This is a genomic window from Streptomyces curacoi, from assembly GCF_001513975.1.
In the GTDB taxonomy this organism is placed as follows: domain Bacteria; phylum Actinomycetota; class Actinomycetes; order Streptomycetales; family Streptomycetaceae; genus Streptomyces; species Streptomyces curacoi.
The window spans coordinates 502,142-519,681 of the sequence record NZ_KQ947989.1; the positions used below are offsets into that span (position 1 = coordinate 502,142).

The following is a 17,540-nucleotide window of genomic DNA, read 5'->3' on the forward strand; positions in this document are numbered from 1 at the left end:
GACCCTAGCCTCCGCAGCGCGGCCCCGTCCAGATCACCCCTCCAGGCTTGACCCCGATGAATCATTAGGCAAGCCTTTCCTAAACAGCAGGCGGGAGTTGAGGATGCTCGACGGTTGGGTGCCCTGGCCGGAGCCGTTGGCCGAGAAGTACCGCGCAGAGGGCTACTGGGAAGGCCGGCCGCTGGACCGGCTGCTGAGGGAGAGCGCCGGACGAACACCGCGGCGGACCGCGCTCGTCGACGCCGACGGCAGCGGGTGGACGTACGCCGAACTCGATCTACGCGCCGACCGCATGGCGGCGGGGCTGCGGCGGCTCGGCATCGGCGACGGCGACCGCGTGGTGGTCCAACTGCCCAACACCGACGCCTTCGTGGTGCTCTTCTTCGCGCTGCTGAGGGCGGGCGCGATACCGGTGCTCACCCTGCCCGCGCACCGGGAGAGCGAGATCGTCCATGTCGCCGAGGTGTCCGGCGCGACGGCGTACGCGATCCCGGACCTGCACGACGGCTTCGACCACCGCACGCTCGCCCGGGCACTGCGCAAGGCGGTGCCCGGGGTGGAGCACGTCCTGGTGGCGGGTGACGCCGCGGAGTTCACCGCGCTCGCCGACATCGATGCCGACCCGGCTCCGCTGCCCGAGCCCGACCCCGGTGACGTGGCCGTACTGCTGCTGTCCGGCGGTACGACCGGCAAGCCGAAGCTCATTCCGCGCACCCACGACGACTACACCTACAACGTCCGCGCGAGCGCCGAGGTCTGCGGCTTCGACGCCAACACCGTCTATCTGGTGGTGCTGCCGACCGCGCACAACTTCGCGCTGGCCTGCCCCGGTCTGCTGGGCACCCTGATGGGGGGCGGCACCGTCGTGCTCTCCCCCACGCCGAGCCCCGAGGATGCCTTCGCGCTGATCGAACGGGAGAAGGTCACCGCCACCGCCGTGGTGCCGCCGATCGCGCTGCTGTGGCTGGACGCGGTGGAGTGGGAGGAGGCCGACCTGTCCTCGCTGAGCCTGCTCCAGGTCGGCGGCTCCAAGCTCGGCGCCGAACCGGCCGCCCGGGTGGAGCCGGCCCTCGGCTGCAGGCTCCAGCAGGTGTTCGGCATGGCCGAGGGCCTGCTCAACTACACCCGGCTCGACGATCCGTCCGAGCTGGTGATCGGCACCCAGGGCCGCCCGCTGTCCCCCGCCGACGAACTGCGCGTCGTCGACGAGGACGACCGCGACGTACCCCCGGGCGAGAGCGGCGAGTTGCTCACCCGCGGCCCCTACACCCTGCGCGGCTACTACCGCGCCGCCGAGCACAACACCCGCGCCTTCACCACCGACGGCTACTACCGCACCGGCGACCTGGTCCGGATCCTGCCCTCCGGGCATCTGGTCGTGGAGGGCCGGGCCAAGGACCAGATCAACCGGGGCGGCGACAAGATCTCGGCCGAGGAACTGGAGAACCACATCCTCGCCCACCCCGGCGTGCACGACGCGGCCGTGGTCGGCATGCCGGACGAGACGATGGGCGAGCGCACCTGCGCCTACCTCGTCCCGCGCGGACAGGCCCCGGGCCAGCGGGAGTTGGCCGCATTCCTCACCGAGCGAGGGGTGGCCGCCTATAAGCTCCCGGACCGGGTTGAGGTCATCGAGGCCTTTCCCCGGACCTCGGTAGGCAAGATCGACAAGAAGGCGCTCGGCCGGCTGATCGCCGACCTCCTCCGCGCGGAGGGCATTGGTGGCAACTGAGGCCGGTACGGCCCCTGCTGTACGTACGGACAAGCAGTCCCCCCGGCGCCGGAACTCGACCCGCACCCTGGCCGTGCTCGGCGCCCTGCTCCTGCTGCTCACCGCAGCCATGCTCAGCCTCGCGGTCGGCTCGCGCGCTCTCCCGCCGGACGTCGTGGTGAACGCGCTGCTCCACGACGACGGGTCGACCGCGGCCTCCGTGATCTGGGACGTCCGCGTGCCGCGCACCCTGGCGGGCCTCGCGGCCGGTGCCGCACTCGGAGTCGCGGGCGCGCTCATCCAGGCGCTCACCCGCAATCCGCTGGCCGATCCGGGGCTGCTCGGCATCAACGCGGGCGCCGCCACCGGAGTGGTGCTGTCCATCACCGTGCTGGGCATCACGAGCCTGTGGGCCTCGGTGTGGTTCGCCATGCTGGGCGCGGTGGTGGCGGGGCTGCTGGTGTACTCGCTGGCCTCGGGCGGCCGGGGCGGCGCCACTCCGGAGCGGCTGGCCCTCGGTGGTGCGGTGATCGCCGCCGTGTTCACCGGGCTCAGCCAGACGCTGATGCTCCTCGACGCGCAGGCGCTGGACCAACTGCGGTTCTGGAGCGTGGGTTCGCTGGCCCGGGCCGGCAGCGAGACGCTGGCGACCATCACGCCGTTCGTCGCGGTGGGACTGGTGATCGCGCTTGCGCTGGTCCGGCCCCTGAACGCGCTCGCCCTGGGCGACGACGGCGCCCGAGCGCTCGGCGCCCATGTGGACCGGACGCGCTTCCTCGGCCTCGCGGCCATGACGCTGCTGTGCGGGGCGGCGACCTCGGCCGTCGGGCCGCTGGTCTTCGTCGGCCTCGCCGTCCCGCACATCGCCCGCCTGATCGCCGGGGCCGACCAGCGCTGGACGCTGCCGCTGTCGATGCTGCTGGCTCCCGCACTGCTGCTCTTCGCCGACGTCCTCGGCCGGGTCGCCGTACGCCCCGACGAACTGGACGCGGGCGTGGTCACCGCGGTGGTCGGCGCACCGGTGTTCATCGCCCTGGTCCGCTACCGCAGGGTGGTGACCGCATGACGGCCCAGGCACCGGCCCGCACCGGTCCACGCGCCCGTTCCCATGTCGTACGGAGCCGCTCGCACCGTTTCTCGCTGCGGGTGGACGTGCGCGCGGTGACGGTGTGCGTGCTGGTGCTGGCCGCCACCGCCGCGGTCGGCGTCCTCGCCCTCGGCACCGGCGAGTACACGATCTCCCCGGCGGACGTCGTCCGCACCCTGCTGGGCAACGGCAGCCCGCGCACCGACTTCGTGATCAACGACCTCCGGCTGCCCCGCCTGCTGACCGGGATCCTGGTCGGCGCGGCCCTCGGCCTGAGCGGCGCCCTCTTCCAGAGCCTGACCCGCAATCCGCTGGGCAGCCCCGACATCGTCGGTTTCACCTACGGCTCGGCCACCGGCGGCCTGCTGGTGGTCCTGCTCGTCGGCGGCTCCGGCGGCCAGATCGCGTTCGGGGCGGTCGGCGGGGGCCTGGCGACCGCGGTCCTGGTGTATCTGCTGGCGTGGCGGCAGGGCATCCACGGCTACCGGCTGGTGCTGGTCGGGATCGGCGTGAGCGCCCTGCTCCAGGGCGTCAATGCCTACCTCCTGGCCAAGGCCCGGTTCACCCAGGCCGCGCAGGCCATGGTGTGGCTCAACGGCAGCCTCAACGGCCGGGGTTGGCAGGACGTCCGGCCGGCCGCCCTCGGCCTGCTCGTGGTGCTGCCGCTGGTGGCGCTCGCCGCGAGCAGGCTGAAGATCCTGGAGATGGGCGACGACGTGGCGGGCGGGCTCGGCGTGCCGGTCCAGCGCACCCGGCTGGTGATCCTGGTGCTGGCCACGGCGGCCTGCGCGGTGGCGACCGCCGCCGCCGGCCCCATTCCCTTCGTCGCCCTCATCGCCCCCCAGCTGGCCCGCCGGCTCACCCGGGCCCCCGGGCCCAACCTCCTGGCGGCCACCTGCACCGGCGCCCTGCTCGTCGTCACCGCGGACTTCGCCGCCCAGCGCATCCACGAGTCCGCCCAACTACCGGTCGGCGTGGTCACGGCAGTCGTCGGCGGCGTATACCTGGGGCTGCTGCTCCGCAGACAGCGGCGGGCGGGACGGATCTGACGTCAGTGCGTGTGGCCGCGCTCCCCGCCGTACGCAGGCGCCCGCGCGGCCACCTCCGCCGACCCCACCCCCTTCACGGCCCTCACCGCCCCGCAACTCGCCCGCCGACCCACCGGCAGCCGTCCGCGGCGTGCACCTGGGGCTGCTGCTGCGCAGACAGCGGAGGGCCGGACGGATCTGACGTCAGTGGCCGTGACCGGAGTCGTCCTCGTGCTCACCCGAGGGCGTGTCCGCGGTGGCGGGCGCCGCTCCGGTCCGGACCGTGAACGCCGCCGTGCGCACCTCGCCCTCGTGCTTGAAGTCGAGGAAGAGCCGGTACGTGCCGCTGCTCGGCGCCGTGGCCGTGAACGAGATGTCCGGACCCGGCTTGGTCCTGCCGTCGCCGGGTTCGCCGTTGGGGTGGACATGGAGGTAGGCGAGGTCGCCGGAGCGCAGGGCCACCAGGTGACCGTAGGCGCCGAGATAGGGCTGGAGATCGGTGACTGGGCGGCCGTTCTTCGACACCTTCAGCTTGAGCTCGCTCGCCCTGCCCGGGCGCAGTGCGCCGTCCAGGCGGACCTCGTAGCCGTCGGTCTTCACGGTGGCGGCCGGTGCGGGCGGCTGCTGCGGCGCATAGGAGCCCGACGCGGCGAGGTCCGCGCCGAGGGTGAGGTTCTCGGCGCCCTTCTTCGCCGGGGTGAAGTCGGCGAAGACGCGGTAACCGCCGGCGCGGGGCAGCTCGACGGGGATGCTCCAGGTGCCGTCGGCGGCGCGGGTGGGGTGCAGATGGCGGTAGGTGACCAGGTCGCGTGAGGCCACGATGAGGTGGAGTTCCTTCTCGTGTTCGCGCTGGTACGCGGTGACGGCCCGGCCGCCGCTGTCGCGGATGACGAAGCTCAGGTCGGCGCGCTTGCCGGCCGTGACGCTCGGGGTCCTCAGGTCGAGGGTGTAACCGCCCTCGGAGATCTGCAGCCCGCCGGCCGGCTCCGCCTCGTGCCCGCCGCCTCCCTCCGGTGTCGGTGACGCCTCGCTGTGACGTTCGTGGCGGGCGGGCGCGGGGTCCTCGACGACGGGGTCGACGCCCTTGCCCACGCCGTAGGCGGTGCCGAAGGTCGCGGCCAGCGCGGCGGCGAACGCGGTGATCTTCAGTCCGGCATGCATGGCGGTCTCCTGTGTCCTTCGATATGGGCTCTCGATGCACTTCACCATACCCCTGGGGGGTATGAAGTCAACCCCGGGGAGCCGCTTGCGCCGATTACCCCCAGGGGGTATACAGGACACCGGCAAGGATACCCCTACCCCGTATCCGGGCCCACTCGTGACCGCACTTCAAGGAGGAACCCATGTCCACCACCACGTACGCCGTCTCCGGTATGAGCTGCGGCCACTGCAAGGCCACGCTCACCAAGGTCATCGGCGAGCTGGACGGCGTCACGGGGGTCGACGTCGACCTGGAGACCGGGCAGGTCACCGTCACCAGTGCCGCCGAGCCCGACGACGCCCGGATCGCCGAGGTCGTCGACGACGCCGGCTACGCGCTGACCGGCCGCGCAGCCTGACCCGTACCCCGCACCGCCGGAGCCCGGCCGCCCCGGGCCGAGCCCGCACCACGCACCCCGCACGAGGAGCAGCGATGACCACCACCGCGTCCCACCCCACCACCGAGGTAGAACTCGCCATCGGCGGCATGACCTGCGCCTCGTGCGCGGCGCGCATCGAGAAGAAGCTGAACCGCATGGACGGCGTCACCGCCACCGTCAACTACGCCACCGAGAAGGCGAAGGTCAGCTACGGCGGTGACGTCTCCGTCCAGGACCTGATAGCCACCGTCGAGGCGACCGGGTACACCGCGCAGGAGCCCGCGCCCCCCGCGCCGGACACACCCGGGAGCACCGACGAGCCCGACGGACTACGACCCCTGCGCGAGCGGTTGGTCACGGCGGTGGCGCTGGCCGTGCCCGTCATCGCGCTGGCCATGATCCCGGCCCTGCAGTTCGAGTACTGGCAGTGGCTGTCGCTCACCCTGGCGGCACCGGTCGTGACGTATGCCGCCTGGCCCTTCCACAAGGCGGCGTTCACCAATCTGCGGCACGGCGCGGCCACCATGGACACCCTGATCTCGGTCGGTACGTCGGCCGCGTTCCTGTGGTCCCTGTGGGCGCTGTTCCTCGGCACCGCGGGCGAGCCGGGCATGACGCACCCCTTCGAGCTGACCATCTCCCGCAGTGACGGCTCCGGGAACATCTATCTGGAGGCGGCCGCCGGTGTCACCGCCTTCATCCTGGCCGGCCGCTACTTCGAGGCCCGCTCCAAGCGCAAGGCGGGCGCCGCGCTGAAGGCCCTGCTGGAGCTGGGCGCCAAGGACGTCACCGTCCTGCGCGCGAACGGCACCGAACAGACCGTCCCCGTCACGGAGTTGACGGTCGGCGACCGCTTCCTGGTGCGTCCCGGCGAGAAGATCGCCACCGACGGTACGGTCGTCGAGGGCTCGTCGGCGGTGGACGCCTCGATGCTCACCGGTGAGTCCGTGCCGGTCGAGGTCACCGTGGGCGACCCGGTCACCGGAGCCACGATCAACGCGGGCGGCCGTCTCGTCGTCGAGGCCACCCGCGTGGGCGCCGACACCCAACTCGCCCGGATGGCCCGGCTGGTGGAGGACGCGCAGAACGGCAAGGCCGCGGCACAGCGGCTCGCGGACCGGATCTCCGCCGTCTTCGTACCGATCGTCATCGCCCTCGCGCTCGGCACCCTCGGCTTCTGGCTCGGCAACGGCGCCGGACCGGCCGCGGCCTTCACCGCCGCGGTGGCCGTACTGATCATCGCCTGCCCGTGCGCCCTGGGCCTGGCCACGCCGACCGCGCTGATGGTCGGCACCGGGCGCGGCGCCCAGCTCGGCATCCTGATCAAGGGCCCGGAGGTGCTGGAGTCGACGCGCAAGGTCGACACCGTCGTCCTCGACAAGACGGGCACCGTGACCACCGGCCGGATGACCCTGCTGGCCGTGCACACCGCCGACAACACCGACGAGGCCGAAGTCCTGCGGCTGGCGGGCACGTTGGAGCACTCCTCCGAGCACCCGATCGCCCGCGCGGTGGCCGACGGGGCGCTGGCAAAGCTGGGTTCGCTGCCCACACCCGAGGACTTCGCGAACGTGCCCGGGCTCGGCGTGCAGGGCATCGTCGAGGGTCACGCGGTGCTCGTGGGCCGGGAGCGGCTTCTCGAAGAGTGGGCCATGGAACTGCCGGAAGGCCTCGCACGCGCCAAGTCGGAGGCCGAGGCTGCCGGTCGTACCGCCATCGCGGTCGCCTGGGACGGCGAGGCACGGGCGGTCCTGGAGGTCGCCGACGCGGTGAAGGAGACCAGCCCGGAGGCGATCCGGCGGCTGCGCGCCCTGGGCCTGACCCCGATCCTGCTGACCGGTGACAACAAGGCCGTCGCCGCGGCCGTCGCCCGCGAGGTCGGCATCGCGCCCGAGGACGTGATCGCCGAGGTGCTGCCGCAGGACAAGGCCGACGTCGTCAAGCGGCTGCAGGGTGAGGGCCGTTCGGTCGCGATGGTCGGCGACGGCGTCAACGACGCGGCCGCTCTGGCCCAGGCCGACCTTGGCCTGGCGATGGGCACGGGCACGGACGCCGCGATCGAGGCGGGCGACCTCACCCTGGTCCGCGGCGACCTGCGCGCCGCCGCCGACGCGATCCGGCTGTCCCGCAGGACGCTCGGCACCATCCGGTCGAACCTGTTCTGGGCCTTCGCCTACAACGTGGCCGCCCTGCCGCTCGCCGCGGCCGGACTGCTCAACCCGATGATCGCCGGAGCGGCCATGGCCTTCTCCTCGGTCTTCGTCGTCGGCAACTCGCTGCGGCTGCGCTCGTTCCGCGCCGCGGACTGACTCCTCGCAAGGGAAGGGGGGCGCCGCACCGACGGCGCCCCCCTTCCTTTTACGCGCTCTCTCAGCCGAAGGCCTTCACGGCCTGGTAGTAGGTCCAGGCGGTGCTGTCGCAGGCGGACTTCACGGCACCGCCGTAGCCGGCGCACACGCGCTTGAGGTCCTCGTAGAAGGCGCTGTCGAGCCGGGACTTGTTGGCGCTGAAGGTGCCCAGCGCCTTGTAGTTGCGGTAGCCGAAGTCGTGGCGGGCGCAGGACGTCGCGAAGGGGAAGCCGAAGGGGTTGTCCGGCGAGGAGGAGCAGTGGTCGGTGGACCAGTCGAAGGCGTAGGCGCTCCAGGCGGACTGGTTCGCGCGGGCGGCGGCCCAGGCGTTGTGGCTGGACGCGCTGGTCTGGGTCCAGCTCGCGAGGACCTGGGGCTTGTCCGCGGGGGCGGCCTCGGCGGCCGAGGCGGTGGCGAGGGCCATGACGAGGGACAGGGCCGAGGCGGTCAGTGCGGTGGCGAGTCTGCGGTGCATTCCACACCTCCATGAGACTGCGACCCGGCCATCGAGTCGCAGGTTCATGACAAGATGATTGACGACCCAACAGTCCTTGACACCGCATGTGCCCCAATACGCCCTTAACTCTTGGACATGCCGGTCCACCGGATATGAACGGCAGTCAGCGCCAGGGCCAACGGCCCCGGGGCGAGGAGCAGCAGCGGCACCAGCATCCAGGCGCACAGGACGGCGGTCGTCACCGCGAGCAGCACGAGGCCGCTGCCGCGCACGTCCCGTATCGAGTCCCGGGCGGCCTCCCGCAGCGCGGTACGCCAGTCGGTGAGCGACTCGGGGCGGGCGCAGGCCCTGAGACCCACGACCAGGGCGGCCGCCCCGATGGCACCGGCCACCACCGCGAACAGCGGCGCCCCCGGCAGCCCGGCCCCGGCCAGCGCCAGGTCGGCGGCGAACAGCAGCGCGCCCGCGAGGGCGACGGCGCCCGCCGTGAGATCACCGGCCCGCAGCCGTCGCCGTAGCACCTCGAAGTACCGCCCCGCGGTGGCCGGTTGCCCCTCCCCCGCGCCCCGCAGCACCGCGCACGCGGTCGACAGCGCGGCCGGGATCGTCACCAGGGGCAGGCCCGCCACGGCTGTCGCGAGGCCGACGCTCAGCATGTCGGCGAACAGCGTCATCCGCGGCCCGAAGACCTCGCCCGGCTCACGCGGGGAAGTGTCACGCATGCCGCTCATCCCTTGAGTCCGGAGCTGGCCATGCCCTCCACCAGAAGGCGCTGGAAGGCGAGGAAGAACAGCACGATCGGCAGCAGCGCGATCACGGACATCGCGAACATCGGGCCGAACGCCGAGGTGCTGGACGCGTCCACGAACGACCGCAGGGCCAGGGTGAGCGTGAACCTGTCCGGGTCGAAGAGGTAGATGAGCTGGGTGAAGAAGTCGTTCCAGGTCCAGATGAAGGTGAAGATCGCCGTGGTGATCAGCGCCGGGCGGGTCAGAGGAAGGACGACCTTGAAGAAGCTGCGGAAGGGGCCGCAGCCGTCGATGCGGGCCGCCTCCTCCAGCTCGCGCGGCAGGCCGCGCATGAACTGCACGATGAGGAAGACGAAGAACGCCTCGGTGGCCAGGAACTTCGGCAGGATCAGTGGCCAGTAGGTGTTCACCAGGCCGAGCTGGTTGAAGATGACGTACTGCGGGATCAGCACCGCGTGGTGCGGCAGCATGATCGTCGCGATCATGAAGGCGAACAGCGGTCCGCGGAAGCGGAATCGCAGGCGCGCGAAGGCGTAGGCGGCGAGCGAGCAGCTGATGACGTTGCCGAGGACCGCGCCGCCCGCGATCAGCAGCGAGTTGCCGAGAAGCCGCCAGATCGAGACGTCGTTCACGCCGTCGAGCGCTGTCTTGTAGTTCGACCACTCCAGGCGGCTGGGCAGCAGGTTCAGGCTCGCGATGACCTCGTCGGCGGGCTTGAGCGAGGTGGCCAGCAGCCACGCCAGCGGGTAGAGCATCGGAGTTCGGTTGAGGTCCCCCCTCGCTCGGTGCGGCTACTCCCCCTGATACGGCAGCGTGGTCCCCGGCAGGGCGTACTCGTCGCGGCGCCCGCACATGCCGAAGCCGCCGAGCCTGGTGGGCGCGGCCTCGTACGCGCTCGCGTCGGCGAGATACGCCGGTTCGCCCGCCTCCAGCGCGTCGAGCTGGGCGCCCGTGCGCTCGGCCGTGGCCAGCGCGCCCGCCCGCCACAGCTCCCGCCAGTTCGGCACCTTGCCGCGCACCAGCCGGGCCGCGGCGCGCTGGAACTCGACGTACGGGCCGTTGTCACCGGCGACGAGCGCCTCGCGCAGGGCGAGGTAGCCCTCGACGGCGAGGTCCCTGCGGCGGCGCGCGGCAGCCGCCGTCTGCGGTCCCGTGCCGGGCGGCAGCGTGGCCTCGGCCGCGTACCGCTCCGGATCCGCCAGCACCTCGGGTGGGAAGCTGAACACCGCGTCGCCCGCCTCGGGCAGGCCGCTGTTCTGCATCAGCGCGGTGATGCGCAGATCGCCGCCCTGGACCATACGGTGCACGGTCCCGGGCGTGAACCAGGCGACGGAGCCCGGCTCCAGCGGGATGTCCCGGTAACCGTCGGGGCTCAGGGTCTGTACGGCGCCCCGGCCGCCGGTGACGACGTACGCCTCCGTGCACACCAGATGCAGATGCGGGCTGCCGCCGCACACACCGTCGGCGGCCTCCCAGTCGTAGGCGCTCAGGTGGGACAGGCCGACGGCGCCGGGCAGGGGATGCGGGAGGTTCGGCTTCACCACGGCACCCCCTCCAGGTAGGAGCCCGCCTGCTCCCGGTCCCAGGCCCCGTCGGCGACGACCACCCGGTAGCGGTAGGCGAAGGACTCGCCGGGCGGCAGCTCGAACTCCTCGAAGAACGCCCAGGAGAACGCGACCGTCGGGAAGGGTTCGGAGCGCACGAACCAGTGCGAGGCGTGGATCGCGGACCGCTCGTCGAGGTTCTCGGGCGCGTGCGCGAAGACGAGCGTGGAGTGGCCGTCGATCTCGTCGTGCTCGGTGGTGAAACCGAGCCACGGCCCCCGGGTGCCCATCAGCTTGTCGGCGCCGAAGTCGGAGTCCGGGGCGAAGACCGTGCCGCCGGTGAAGTCGCGCGGGCCGCGCCACTGGAGCCCGGTGTACCCGGCCATCTCCCGTCCCGCGGTGGTCGGCGAACCGAACTCCAGGGCCTCGTCACGGACGTTGGTGAGGCGGATCGACCAGTCCAGCACCCAGGCGCCGGCCGCCTCGTCCACCGAGTGGACGGCCAGCCCGCGCACCTCGCGCGCCCACTCCTCGCCGCCGTGCTCCACCCAGGTGAGCTCCTCGGTGAAGGCCAGCCGGTCGTCCTCGACCGTGAACGCGCCGAAGCCGTCGTGCCGCATCGAGCCGACCCGCTCGGGCAGGGGCAGGTAACCCTGTCCGTGGACATAGCAGTTGCCGCCCCAGAAGTTCTGCCCGGACAGATGGCTCGCGGTCATCTGCAGGCCCTTGTGCCAGCGGTGGTCGCTGGGCCGGTAGCCGGTGACGGTGTGCCCGGCGAGGGTGCGCACGGGGTGGGCGTAGGGCTTGCGGGACTCGAACGCCTCCGGGTCCGGGCGGTAGACGTAGCGGAGGATCTCGGTGCCGTTCGCGGCCGTCACCGCGATGTGGTCGCCGTGCGCGTGGGTGACGCGGATGCTCATGCGCGCTCCTTGGGGGCCCAGTGGGGGTGGTCGCCGTGCATGGCCGGGTAGAAGGGGTCGCCGGGCCCGATCTCGCCCGCGTGCACCGGGCGGCCCGTGAACGCGGCCTTGTAGAGGGCGGCGGCGAAGTCGAGGGTGGCCCGGGCGTCCGGGCCGCTGCCGGGCGGGCGGACACCGTTGTCGTAGGCGTCGAGGAGGGCGCCGAGCTGTGCCGTGTGCGAGCTGGGGACGTCCGTCGCGGGGGTGCGCCAGGCGGTGGCGCGCTCGGACGGGACGTGCGGGGCCGGGGTGTAGACCCAGTCCTCGTTGCGGTGGCCGTACAGGTGGGTGAGCTCGACCGTCGCGTCGGCGCAGTCGATGCGGAGGCGGCTCACCTCGTGCGGGGAGAGCACGCTGTTGACGACGGTGGCGAGGGCGCCGTTCTCGAAACGGACGAGGGCCGTCGAGACGTCCTCGCTCTCGGTGTCGTGGACCAGGCGCGCGGCCATGGCCCGCATCTCCGCCCACGGCCCGAGCAGATGCAGCAGCAGGTCGAACTGGTGGATGCCGTGCCCCATCGTCGGCCCGCCGCCCTCGCTGGCCCACCGCCCACGCCACGGCACCGCGTAGTACCCGGCGTCACGGTGCCAGGTGGTCTGGCAGTGGGCGACCAGCGGGGCGCCCAGCTCACCGCTCGCGATCAGCTCACGGGCGTGCACGGCGCCGGAACCGTACCGGTGCTGGAAGACCACCGACGCGTACGTCCCCGACGCCTCCTCGGCCGCCGCGATGTCGTCGTACTCGGCGAGCGACAGGCACAGCGGCTTCTCGCACAGCACCCAGGCGCCCGCCTTGAGCGCGGCGACCGTCTGCTCCCGGTGCAGGGACGGCGGCGTGCCGATCAGGACCAGGTCGGGGCGTACGGCGTCCAGCATGTCGCCCGTCGAGGTGTACCCGGCGACGTCCTCGCCCGCGAGCTCCCGGAAGGCGTCCAGCCGGGCCTGGTCCACATCGACGGCGGCGACCAGCTCCACCCGGTCCGCGTGGTGTCTCAGCGCGGGGAGATGGCTGCCGCTGACGATGGCGCCGGTGCCGATCACGGCGACGCGGCGGCGGGCGGGACGTGGGGACATGCAGTTCTCCTCGGACGGCCGGCGGACAGCCCGCTCAGAAAGCGCTTGCACTTCGAGGGCGACCCTAGGCGGGACGTAATGTCAGGACAACCCCTCTGCGGCGACATGCACAAACCCTGACCCGCCCGGCCCCGGCCGCCCTCCGCACGCTCCCCTTCTCGGCCCGTGCTCAAACGGACAAGATCACAGGGCGGTCCCGGCGCTGTCGTATGCTTCAATCGCGGCCCTACGAGGGCCGGTTGGCGGCGCGCGGGATCCGGCTCCGGTGTGCCGCGCAGGCTGGTGCGGCAGCAGGAGGGCAAGCTCACGACGACCGGCCTGAGGGCCCGCCGCTTCGCCGGCGCGGGTGCGAACGCAAGGCGCGCGTGTCCTGGGCGGGCGCGTCACCCTATCCGCTGTAGTCGATCGGTCCCCCAAGCCGCAGGGCACGGATCTCCGGGGTGTCGGGCCCCTCCATACCCTGCACGAGCAGGGTCAGGCCGGGCCATCTCGGTGGCACCCAGAGTGCGTCGGGGTCTCCGCCCGAGAAGGCGGGCCGGTCACCGGCCCAGACTCGTCCCACGCACTCGCCGCCGGCCCATCCGGTCACCCGGACCTGCGTGGCGTCCAGCCGGACCAGGCATCCGTCCGGGGACGCCGGCAGGTCGACGTCCAGCCAGGCCTCCTCTCCCGGTTTCAGCGCCAGCGGGAGCCGTGTCTCCTCCGTGCGGCCGGACCGGGCGGCGAACGCGGTCAACAGCTCGTCGTCCTGCACCGCGCACGACCAGTCCCGTACGGCGTCGAGCGCGAGCAGTTCGGCGCGCAGGCCGGGGCCGCTCGGGTGATGCGGCAGGGTGACCGAGACCTGGTGGGTGCCGGCGGGCAGCAGCACCCAGGGGTTCTCGGCGTGGACGGTCCCCGGCTCGCCGTCGTCCACGCTCACCCGCAGCGGTTCGACGACGCCGCGCAGATGCAGCGCCGACGGGGTCGGCGAGTGCACCGTACGGGTGTACGTGACCGGCACCGCGACGCGTGTGCAGCTCCAGCCGCCGAGCACACGGGTCGGCGCGGGGGCCGCGGCCCAGTGGCCGTGCACCGTCCACAGGGCCGACACGTCGGTGGCGTCCCGGACCTTCCAGAGGGTGCCCAGGCCACGCAGCGCCCCGAGGCGGAGCGCGGGCAGCCGGGCGTCGTCGAAGTTGGCGTGGCCCCAGATCTCCACCCGGGCCTCGATCGCGACGCTGCCCGTCACGTCCCGCACGTCGATGCGCCGTGCCGCGCCGAACCCGGCGATCGGCGGGTGGGGCCGGCCCGCGACGGACAGGTCGACGATGTCCGCCGCGCCGGTGAGCAGCAGCTCGTCGATGTCCGTCAGATCCGTGGTGGTCCGGTAGGTGCCACGCCCCCGGTACACCCCGAGCGCCTCCAGCGTCGGCGGCAGCGTGTGCAGCCCGGCCGGCTCCTCGGGGGCCGCGTCGCACCGCCGCCGCGCCGCGCGCACGGCGGTCGGCTCGGCCTTGTCGGGCCGGTGCGGCACGTCGGTCAGGTGCACCCGGCCGTCGGGGTCGGCCGACCGCAGCCGTGCGGCGTCCGCCGACGCCAGCACGACCAGCGTCGCGCCCGCCACGGTCGTCCGCTCGGACACCGGGATCTCGGTCCGCGTCCCGTCCAGTACGACGGTGACCGGCACGTCGGAGGAGAAGACCAGCACCCCGTCCGCCGCCGCGACGAGATCCGCCGAGGCGAGCGTCAGGGTCGCGTCCACGCCCCTCGACACCCCCGGCCGCCCTGAAGGTCCGCCTTCGGGCGTCGTCCCGATCCACGGCCCGGAACCGTCGCGCACCCTCAACTCCAGCCGGGCGGCAGGGCGTTGACAGTGTGCGCGATCCGCGTCACGGTGATGACTCGTCGTGCCCGGGAGGTCACCCATGGCAGCAGCCGCCACCGATGCCGATCTGGTCGCCCGGGTACGTTCCCTGCGGCCGCTGATCCGCGAGCACGCGCTGCGCACCGAACAGGAGCGGCGGGTGACACCCGAGATCGCGGCGGCGCTCACCGACGCCGGGATCCACCGGATGAACGTCCCCCGGCGGTACGGCGGCTACCAGAGCCGGCTGCGCACCCAGGTGGACGCGGTGGCCGAGATCGCCGCGGCGTGCGGCTCGACCGCGTTCAAGACGCTGATCCAGGCCGGCTGCTCCTACATCGCGGCGCTCTTCCCCGACGAGGCGCAGGACGAGATCTTCACCATCCCGGACGTGAAGGTCGGCGGCACGCTCATCCCGGACGCGACGGCGATCCGGTCGAACGGCGGCTACGTCGTCAACGGCACCTCGGCCTTCGCCACCGGCTGCCACGACGCCGACTGGCACCTGCTGACGGTCCGGGTCGCCTCCGAGTCCGGTGACGGGCCGCCCGAGGTGCTGTGGACCGCCGTCCCGATGGCCGAGCTGGAGATCCTTGACGACTGGTACGTGTCGGGGCTGGCGGGAAGCGGCAGCGACAGCGTCGTGGCGCGGGACGTGATGGTGCCCGCCCATCGCGTGCTGCCGGTCGCGCCGTTGCTGGCGGGTGAGTTCCCGTCGAAGGCCAATGCCGACGACCCGTTCTACCGGATGCCCGTCCTGCTGCTGTTCTGCGCGTGGGCGGCGCCGAACGCGCTCGGCCTGGCCCGGTCCGCACTCACCGAGTTCACCGAGCGCAGCCACCGGCGGGGCATCACCTACACCTTCCACCAGCGGCAGAACGAGGCGACGGTCACCCATCTGCAGGCGGCCGAGGCGGCGATGAAGATCTCCTGCGCCGAACAGCTCACCGCCGAGTTCGTCGCCCTGATCGAGTCGCGGGCCGAGTCGGGCGAGCCGTACACGGCTGAGGAGCGGGCCAGGATCCGGGCGCAGAGCGGCTATGCGGTCCGGCTGTGCAAGGAGGCCGTCGATCTGCTGGGCTCCGCGTCCGGGGCGTCGTCCCTGCACCGGGAGGTGCCCATCCAGCGGGCCGTGCGCGACCTGCACGCCCTGAGTCTGCATGCGTTCGTGAACCCCGCGACGAATCTGGAGATCTACGGCCGGGTCCTGTCCGGGCTCGACCCGGGTACGCCGTTCATCTAGGCCTTTTCCAGAAAGCGCCGCAGCCGCGTCAGCGGCCAGGTGTTGATCACGTCGTCCCCCGTCAGCCAGCCGCGCTGTGCCGTGCCCACCCCGTAGCGCAGGTTGGCCAGGTGGATGACGGCATGGGCGTCGCTGTCGACGGCGAACCTCACCCCGTGCCGCCTGGCCCGCAGGATGTCCTCGTCGCGCAGGTCGAGCCGGTCCGGATGGGAGTTGATCTCCAGGGCGGTGCCGGTGCGGGCGCAGGCGGCGAAGACCGCGTCCAGGTCGGCGTCGATGCCGGGGCGCTTGCCGATGATGCGGGTGGTGGGGTGGCCGATGATGTGGACATGGGGGTTCTCGCAGGCCCGGACGATCCGCCGGGTCAGCGCCTCGCGCCCCTGGCTGAAGTGCGAGTGGACCGACGCCACGCACAGGTCGAAGCCGGCGAGGAACTCCGGCGGCCAGTCCACGTCGCCGTCGGGGCCGATGTTCAGCTCCGCGCCGTGCAGCACCCGCATGCCGCCCCGCCCGCCCCGCTTGCCGTACTCCCCGTCGAGCTCGCGGACGCGTGCGCGCTGGGCCAGGATCCGTTCGTCGGTCATCCGCTGCATGGCCATGTCGGGGCCGTGGTCGGTGACCGCGTAGTAGGCGTAGCCGCGCTCGGCCGCCGCGGCGACCATCTCCGCCAGCGGGGCGAGACCGTCCGTGAGGTCGGTGTGGGTGTGCAGATCACCCCGGATGTCCTTCTCCTGGACCAGGTCGGGCAGCTCGCCGCGCAGCCCGGCCTCGATCTCGCCGCGGTCCTCGCGCAGGGTGGGCGGGATCCAGGGCAGGCCGAGGCGGGCGTACACGTCCTCCTCGGTCTCGGAGACGATCTTCTTTCCGCTCTCGGTGTCGAAGAGCCCGTACTCGGACAGCTTCAGCTTCTGGTGGACGGCCAGTTCCCGGGTGCGGATGTTGTGCGCCTTGGAACCGGTGAAGTACTGCATGGCCGCGCCCCAGGAGTCGGGCGGCACGACCCGCAGGTCGACCTGGAGGCCCTTGCTGGTGCGGACCGACGTCTTCTTCTCGCCGTGCGCGATGACCTCCGAGACGTACGGCAGCTCGGTGAAGGCCCGCATGAGCGGCTCCGCCCTCCTGGCCGCGACGAGGATGTCGATGTCGCCGATGGTCTCGCGGACGCGGCGCAGTGAACCGGCGTAGGAACACCGCTCGCAGCCGGTCACCTGCGCCATCTCGGCGACGATGTCCTCGGCGAGGCCCATGGCGACGTCGATCAGGACCCGGTCGCCGGAGGACTGGAGCAGGCTGATGCCGTGCAGGATGTTCTCCTCCGTCTTCGGTCCGAAGCCCTTGAGGTCGCGCAGCCGCTCCTCGTGGATGGCGTCGGCGAGCTCATCGGTGGTGGAGATGCCCAGCTCCTCGTAGAGGACCAGGGCCTTCTTCGGGCCGAGCGTGGGAATGGCCGTCAGCTGCCGGACGCCGGCGGGGATCTTCGCCCGCAGCTCCTCGACGGCGGACACGCTGCCGCTGGAGAAGTACTCGACGACCTTCTCGGCGATCGACTTGCCGACGTTGGGGATCTCCTTGAGGCCCTTGACGTCGAGCGTGGACACATCGGCGTGGTGGCCGCCGATCGCCCGGGCGGCCTTCTCGTAGACACGTGCCTTGAACGCGTCTCCTCCGGTGATCGAGATCAGATCCGCGTACTCCTGGAGCAGCGCGGCGACCTCGTCGTTGGGCCGAGCCACACCTCCAGGGTAGGCACGGTGGGGCCGGGCGGCCCGCGCGTTCCGCGGCACTCTCCCCGCGCGCGGGACGCCGCCGGGCGCGTGGGCGAAGTCGTGCGCCGGTGGCGGCCACCTGGATACGACAGCCGCAGACAGGTCGTTCGCGCTGGTCAGGGGCGCCCGTCCGGTGCGGCCGGCCCGGT

The 17,540-nt window shown here is 72.4% G+C and carries 15 protein-coding genes; 6 read left to right on the forward strand and 9 right to left on the reverse strand.

The features are described from left to right. Positions 1 to 103: 103 nt before the first annotated feature. The 3 genes from AQI70_RS22320 to AQI70_RS22330 are packed head-to-tail and all read left to right on the forward strand — an operon-like array spanning position 104 to position 3,847. The gene (locus tag AQI70_RS22320; protein ID WP_062152811.1) at positions 104 to 1,732 is read left to right on the forward strand and encodes a (2,3-dihydroxybenzoyl)adenylate synthase; all 1,629 of its coding nucleotides are present in this window, start codon (positions 104 to 106) and stop codon (positions 1,730 to 1,732) included. Beyond that, positions 1,722 to 2,777 (forward strand): FecCD family ABC transporter permease, encoded by a 1,056-nt coding sequence (locus AQI70_RS22325; RefSeq protein ID WP_062152813.1) that lies wholly within the window; start codon positions 1,722 to 1,724, stop codon positions 2,775 to 2,777. Before AQI70_RS22320 ends, AQI70_RS22325 begins: the two co-directional genes overlap by 11 nt. Beyond that, a complete protein-coding gene (locus AQI70_RS22330; protein ID WP_244181789.1) occupies positions 2,774 to 3,847 on the forward strand; it encodes a FecCD family ABC transporter permease in 1,074 nt (357 codons plus the stop codon). The genes AQI70_RS22325 and AQI70_RS22330 overlap by 4 nt, the downstream gene beginning before the upstream one ends. A 183-nt stretch (positions 3,848 to 4,030) precedes the next feature. Here the strand turns inward: AQI70_RS22330 and AQI70_RS22335 are convergent, their stop codons facing one another. After that, positions 4,031 to 4,987: a hypothetical protein gene (locus tag AQI70_RS22335; protein ID WP_062152816.1), complete on the reverse strand. Its 957-nt coding sequence runs from the start codon at positions 4,985 to 4,987 to the stop codon at positions 4,031 to 4,033. 182 nt (positions 4,988 to 5,169) lie between these two features. Between AQI70_RS22335 and AQI70_RS22340 the strand changes: the two genes are divergently transcribed. Together AQI70_RS22340 and AQI70_RS22345 are read left to right on the forward strand one after the other, a co-directional pair. Then, on the forward strand, positions 5,170 to 5,385 hold the full coding sequence (locus AQI70_RS22340; protein WP_062152818.1) for a heavy-metal-associated domain-containing protein: 216 nt from the start codon (positions 5,170 to 5,172) through the stop codon (positions 5,383 to 5,385). A gap of 74 nt (positions 5,386 to 5,459) precedes the next feature. Continuing rightward, complete coding sequence (locus tag AQI70_RS22345; RefSeq protein WP_062152820.1) at positions 5,460 to 7,715, forward strand: heavy metal translocating P-type ATPase; 2,256 nt, start codon at positions 5,460 to 5,462, stop codon at positions 7,713 to 7,715. 61 nt (positions 7,716 to 7,776) lie between these two features. Here AQI70_RS22345 and AQI70_RS22350 read toward each other — a convergent pair whose 3' ends face one another. The 7 genes from AQI70_RS22350 to AQI70_RS22380 form a co-directional block, all read right to left on the reverse strand. Next, positions 7,777 to 8,229, reverse strand: coding sequence for a phospholipase (locus AQI70_RS22350; RefSeq protein ID WP_062152822.1), 453 nt, complete (start codon positions 8,227 to 8,229; stop codon positions 7,777 to 7,779). A gap of 104 nt (positions 8,230 to 8,333) precedes the next feature. Continuing rightward, positions 8,334 to 8,933, reverse strand: a complete 600-nt coding sequence (locus AQI70_RS22355; RefSeq protein WP_062152823.1) for a hypothetical protein — start codon at positions 8,931 to 8,933, stop codon at positions 8,334 to 8,336. Positions 8,934 to 8,938: 5 nt separating this feature from the next. After that, complete coding sequence (locus AQI70_RS22360) at positions 8,939 to 9,715, reverse strand: carbohydrate ABC transporter permease (protein WP_062152824.1); 777 nt, start codon at positions 9,713 to 9,715, stop codon at positions 8,939 to 8,941. A gap of 36 nt (positions 9,716 to 9,751) precedes the next feature. Next, positions 9,752 to 10,504, reverse strand: coding sequence for a cupin domain-containing protein (locus AQI70_RS22365; RefSeq protein ID WP_062152825.1), 753 nt, complete (start codon positions 10,502 to 10,504; stop codon positions 9,752 to 9,754). Beyond that, entirely contained in the window at positions 10,498 to 11,424 is a 927-nt protein-coding gene (locus AQI70_RS22370; protein ID WP_062152826.1) for a DUF6807 domain-containing protein, read from the reverse strand. The genes AQI70_RS22365 and AQI70_RS22370 overlap by 7 nt, the downstream gene beginning before the upstream one ends. Next, the gene (locus AQI70_RS22375) at positions 11,421 to 12,536 is read right to left on the reverse strand and encodes a Gfo/Idh/MocA family protein (protein ID WP_062152827.1); all 1,116 of its coding nucleotides are present in this window, start codon (positions 12,534 to 12,536) and stop codon (positions 11,421 to 11,423) included. The genes AQI70_RS22370 and AQI70_RS22375 overlap by 4 nt, the downstream gene beginning before the upstream one ends. A 388-nt stretch (positions 12,537 to 12,924) precedes the next feature. Then, the gene (locus AQI70_RS22380; protein ID WP_244181790.1) at positions 12,925 to 14,280 is read right to left on the reverse strand and encodes a hypothetical protein; all 1,356 of its coding nucleotides are present in this window, start codon (positions 14,278 to 14,280) and stop codon (positions 12,925 to 12,927) included. A gap of 163 nt (positions 14,281 to 14,443) precedes the next feature. Here AQI70_RS22380 and AQI70_RS22385 point away from each other — a divergent pair, with 163 nt between their 5' ends. After that, positions 14,444 to 15,625 carry an acyl-CoA dehydrogenase family protein gene (locus tag AQI70_RS22385; protein WP_062152828.1) on the forward strand — a complete coding sequence of 394 codons (1,182 nt, stop codon included), beginning with the start codon at positions 14,444 to 14,446 and terminating at the stop codon, positions 15,623 to 15,625. Here the strand turns inward: AQI70_RS22385 and polX are convergent. Beyond that, positions 15,622 to 17,358 carry a DNA polymerase/3'-5' exonuclease PolX gene (polX, locus tag AQI70_RS22390; RefSeq protein ID WP_062152830.1) on the reverse strand — a complete coding sequence of 579 codons (1,737 nt, stop codon included), beginning with the start codon at positions 17,356 to 17,358 and terminating at the stop codon, positions 15,622 to 15,624. The genes AQI70_RS22385 and polX overlap by 4 nt on opposite strands. Positions 17,359 to 17,540: the final 182 nt, after the last annotated feature.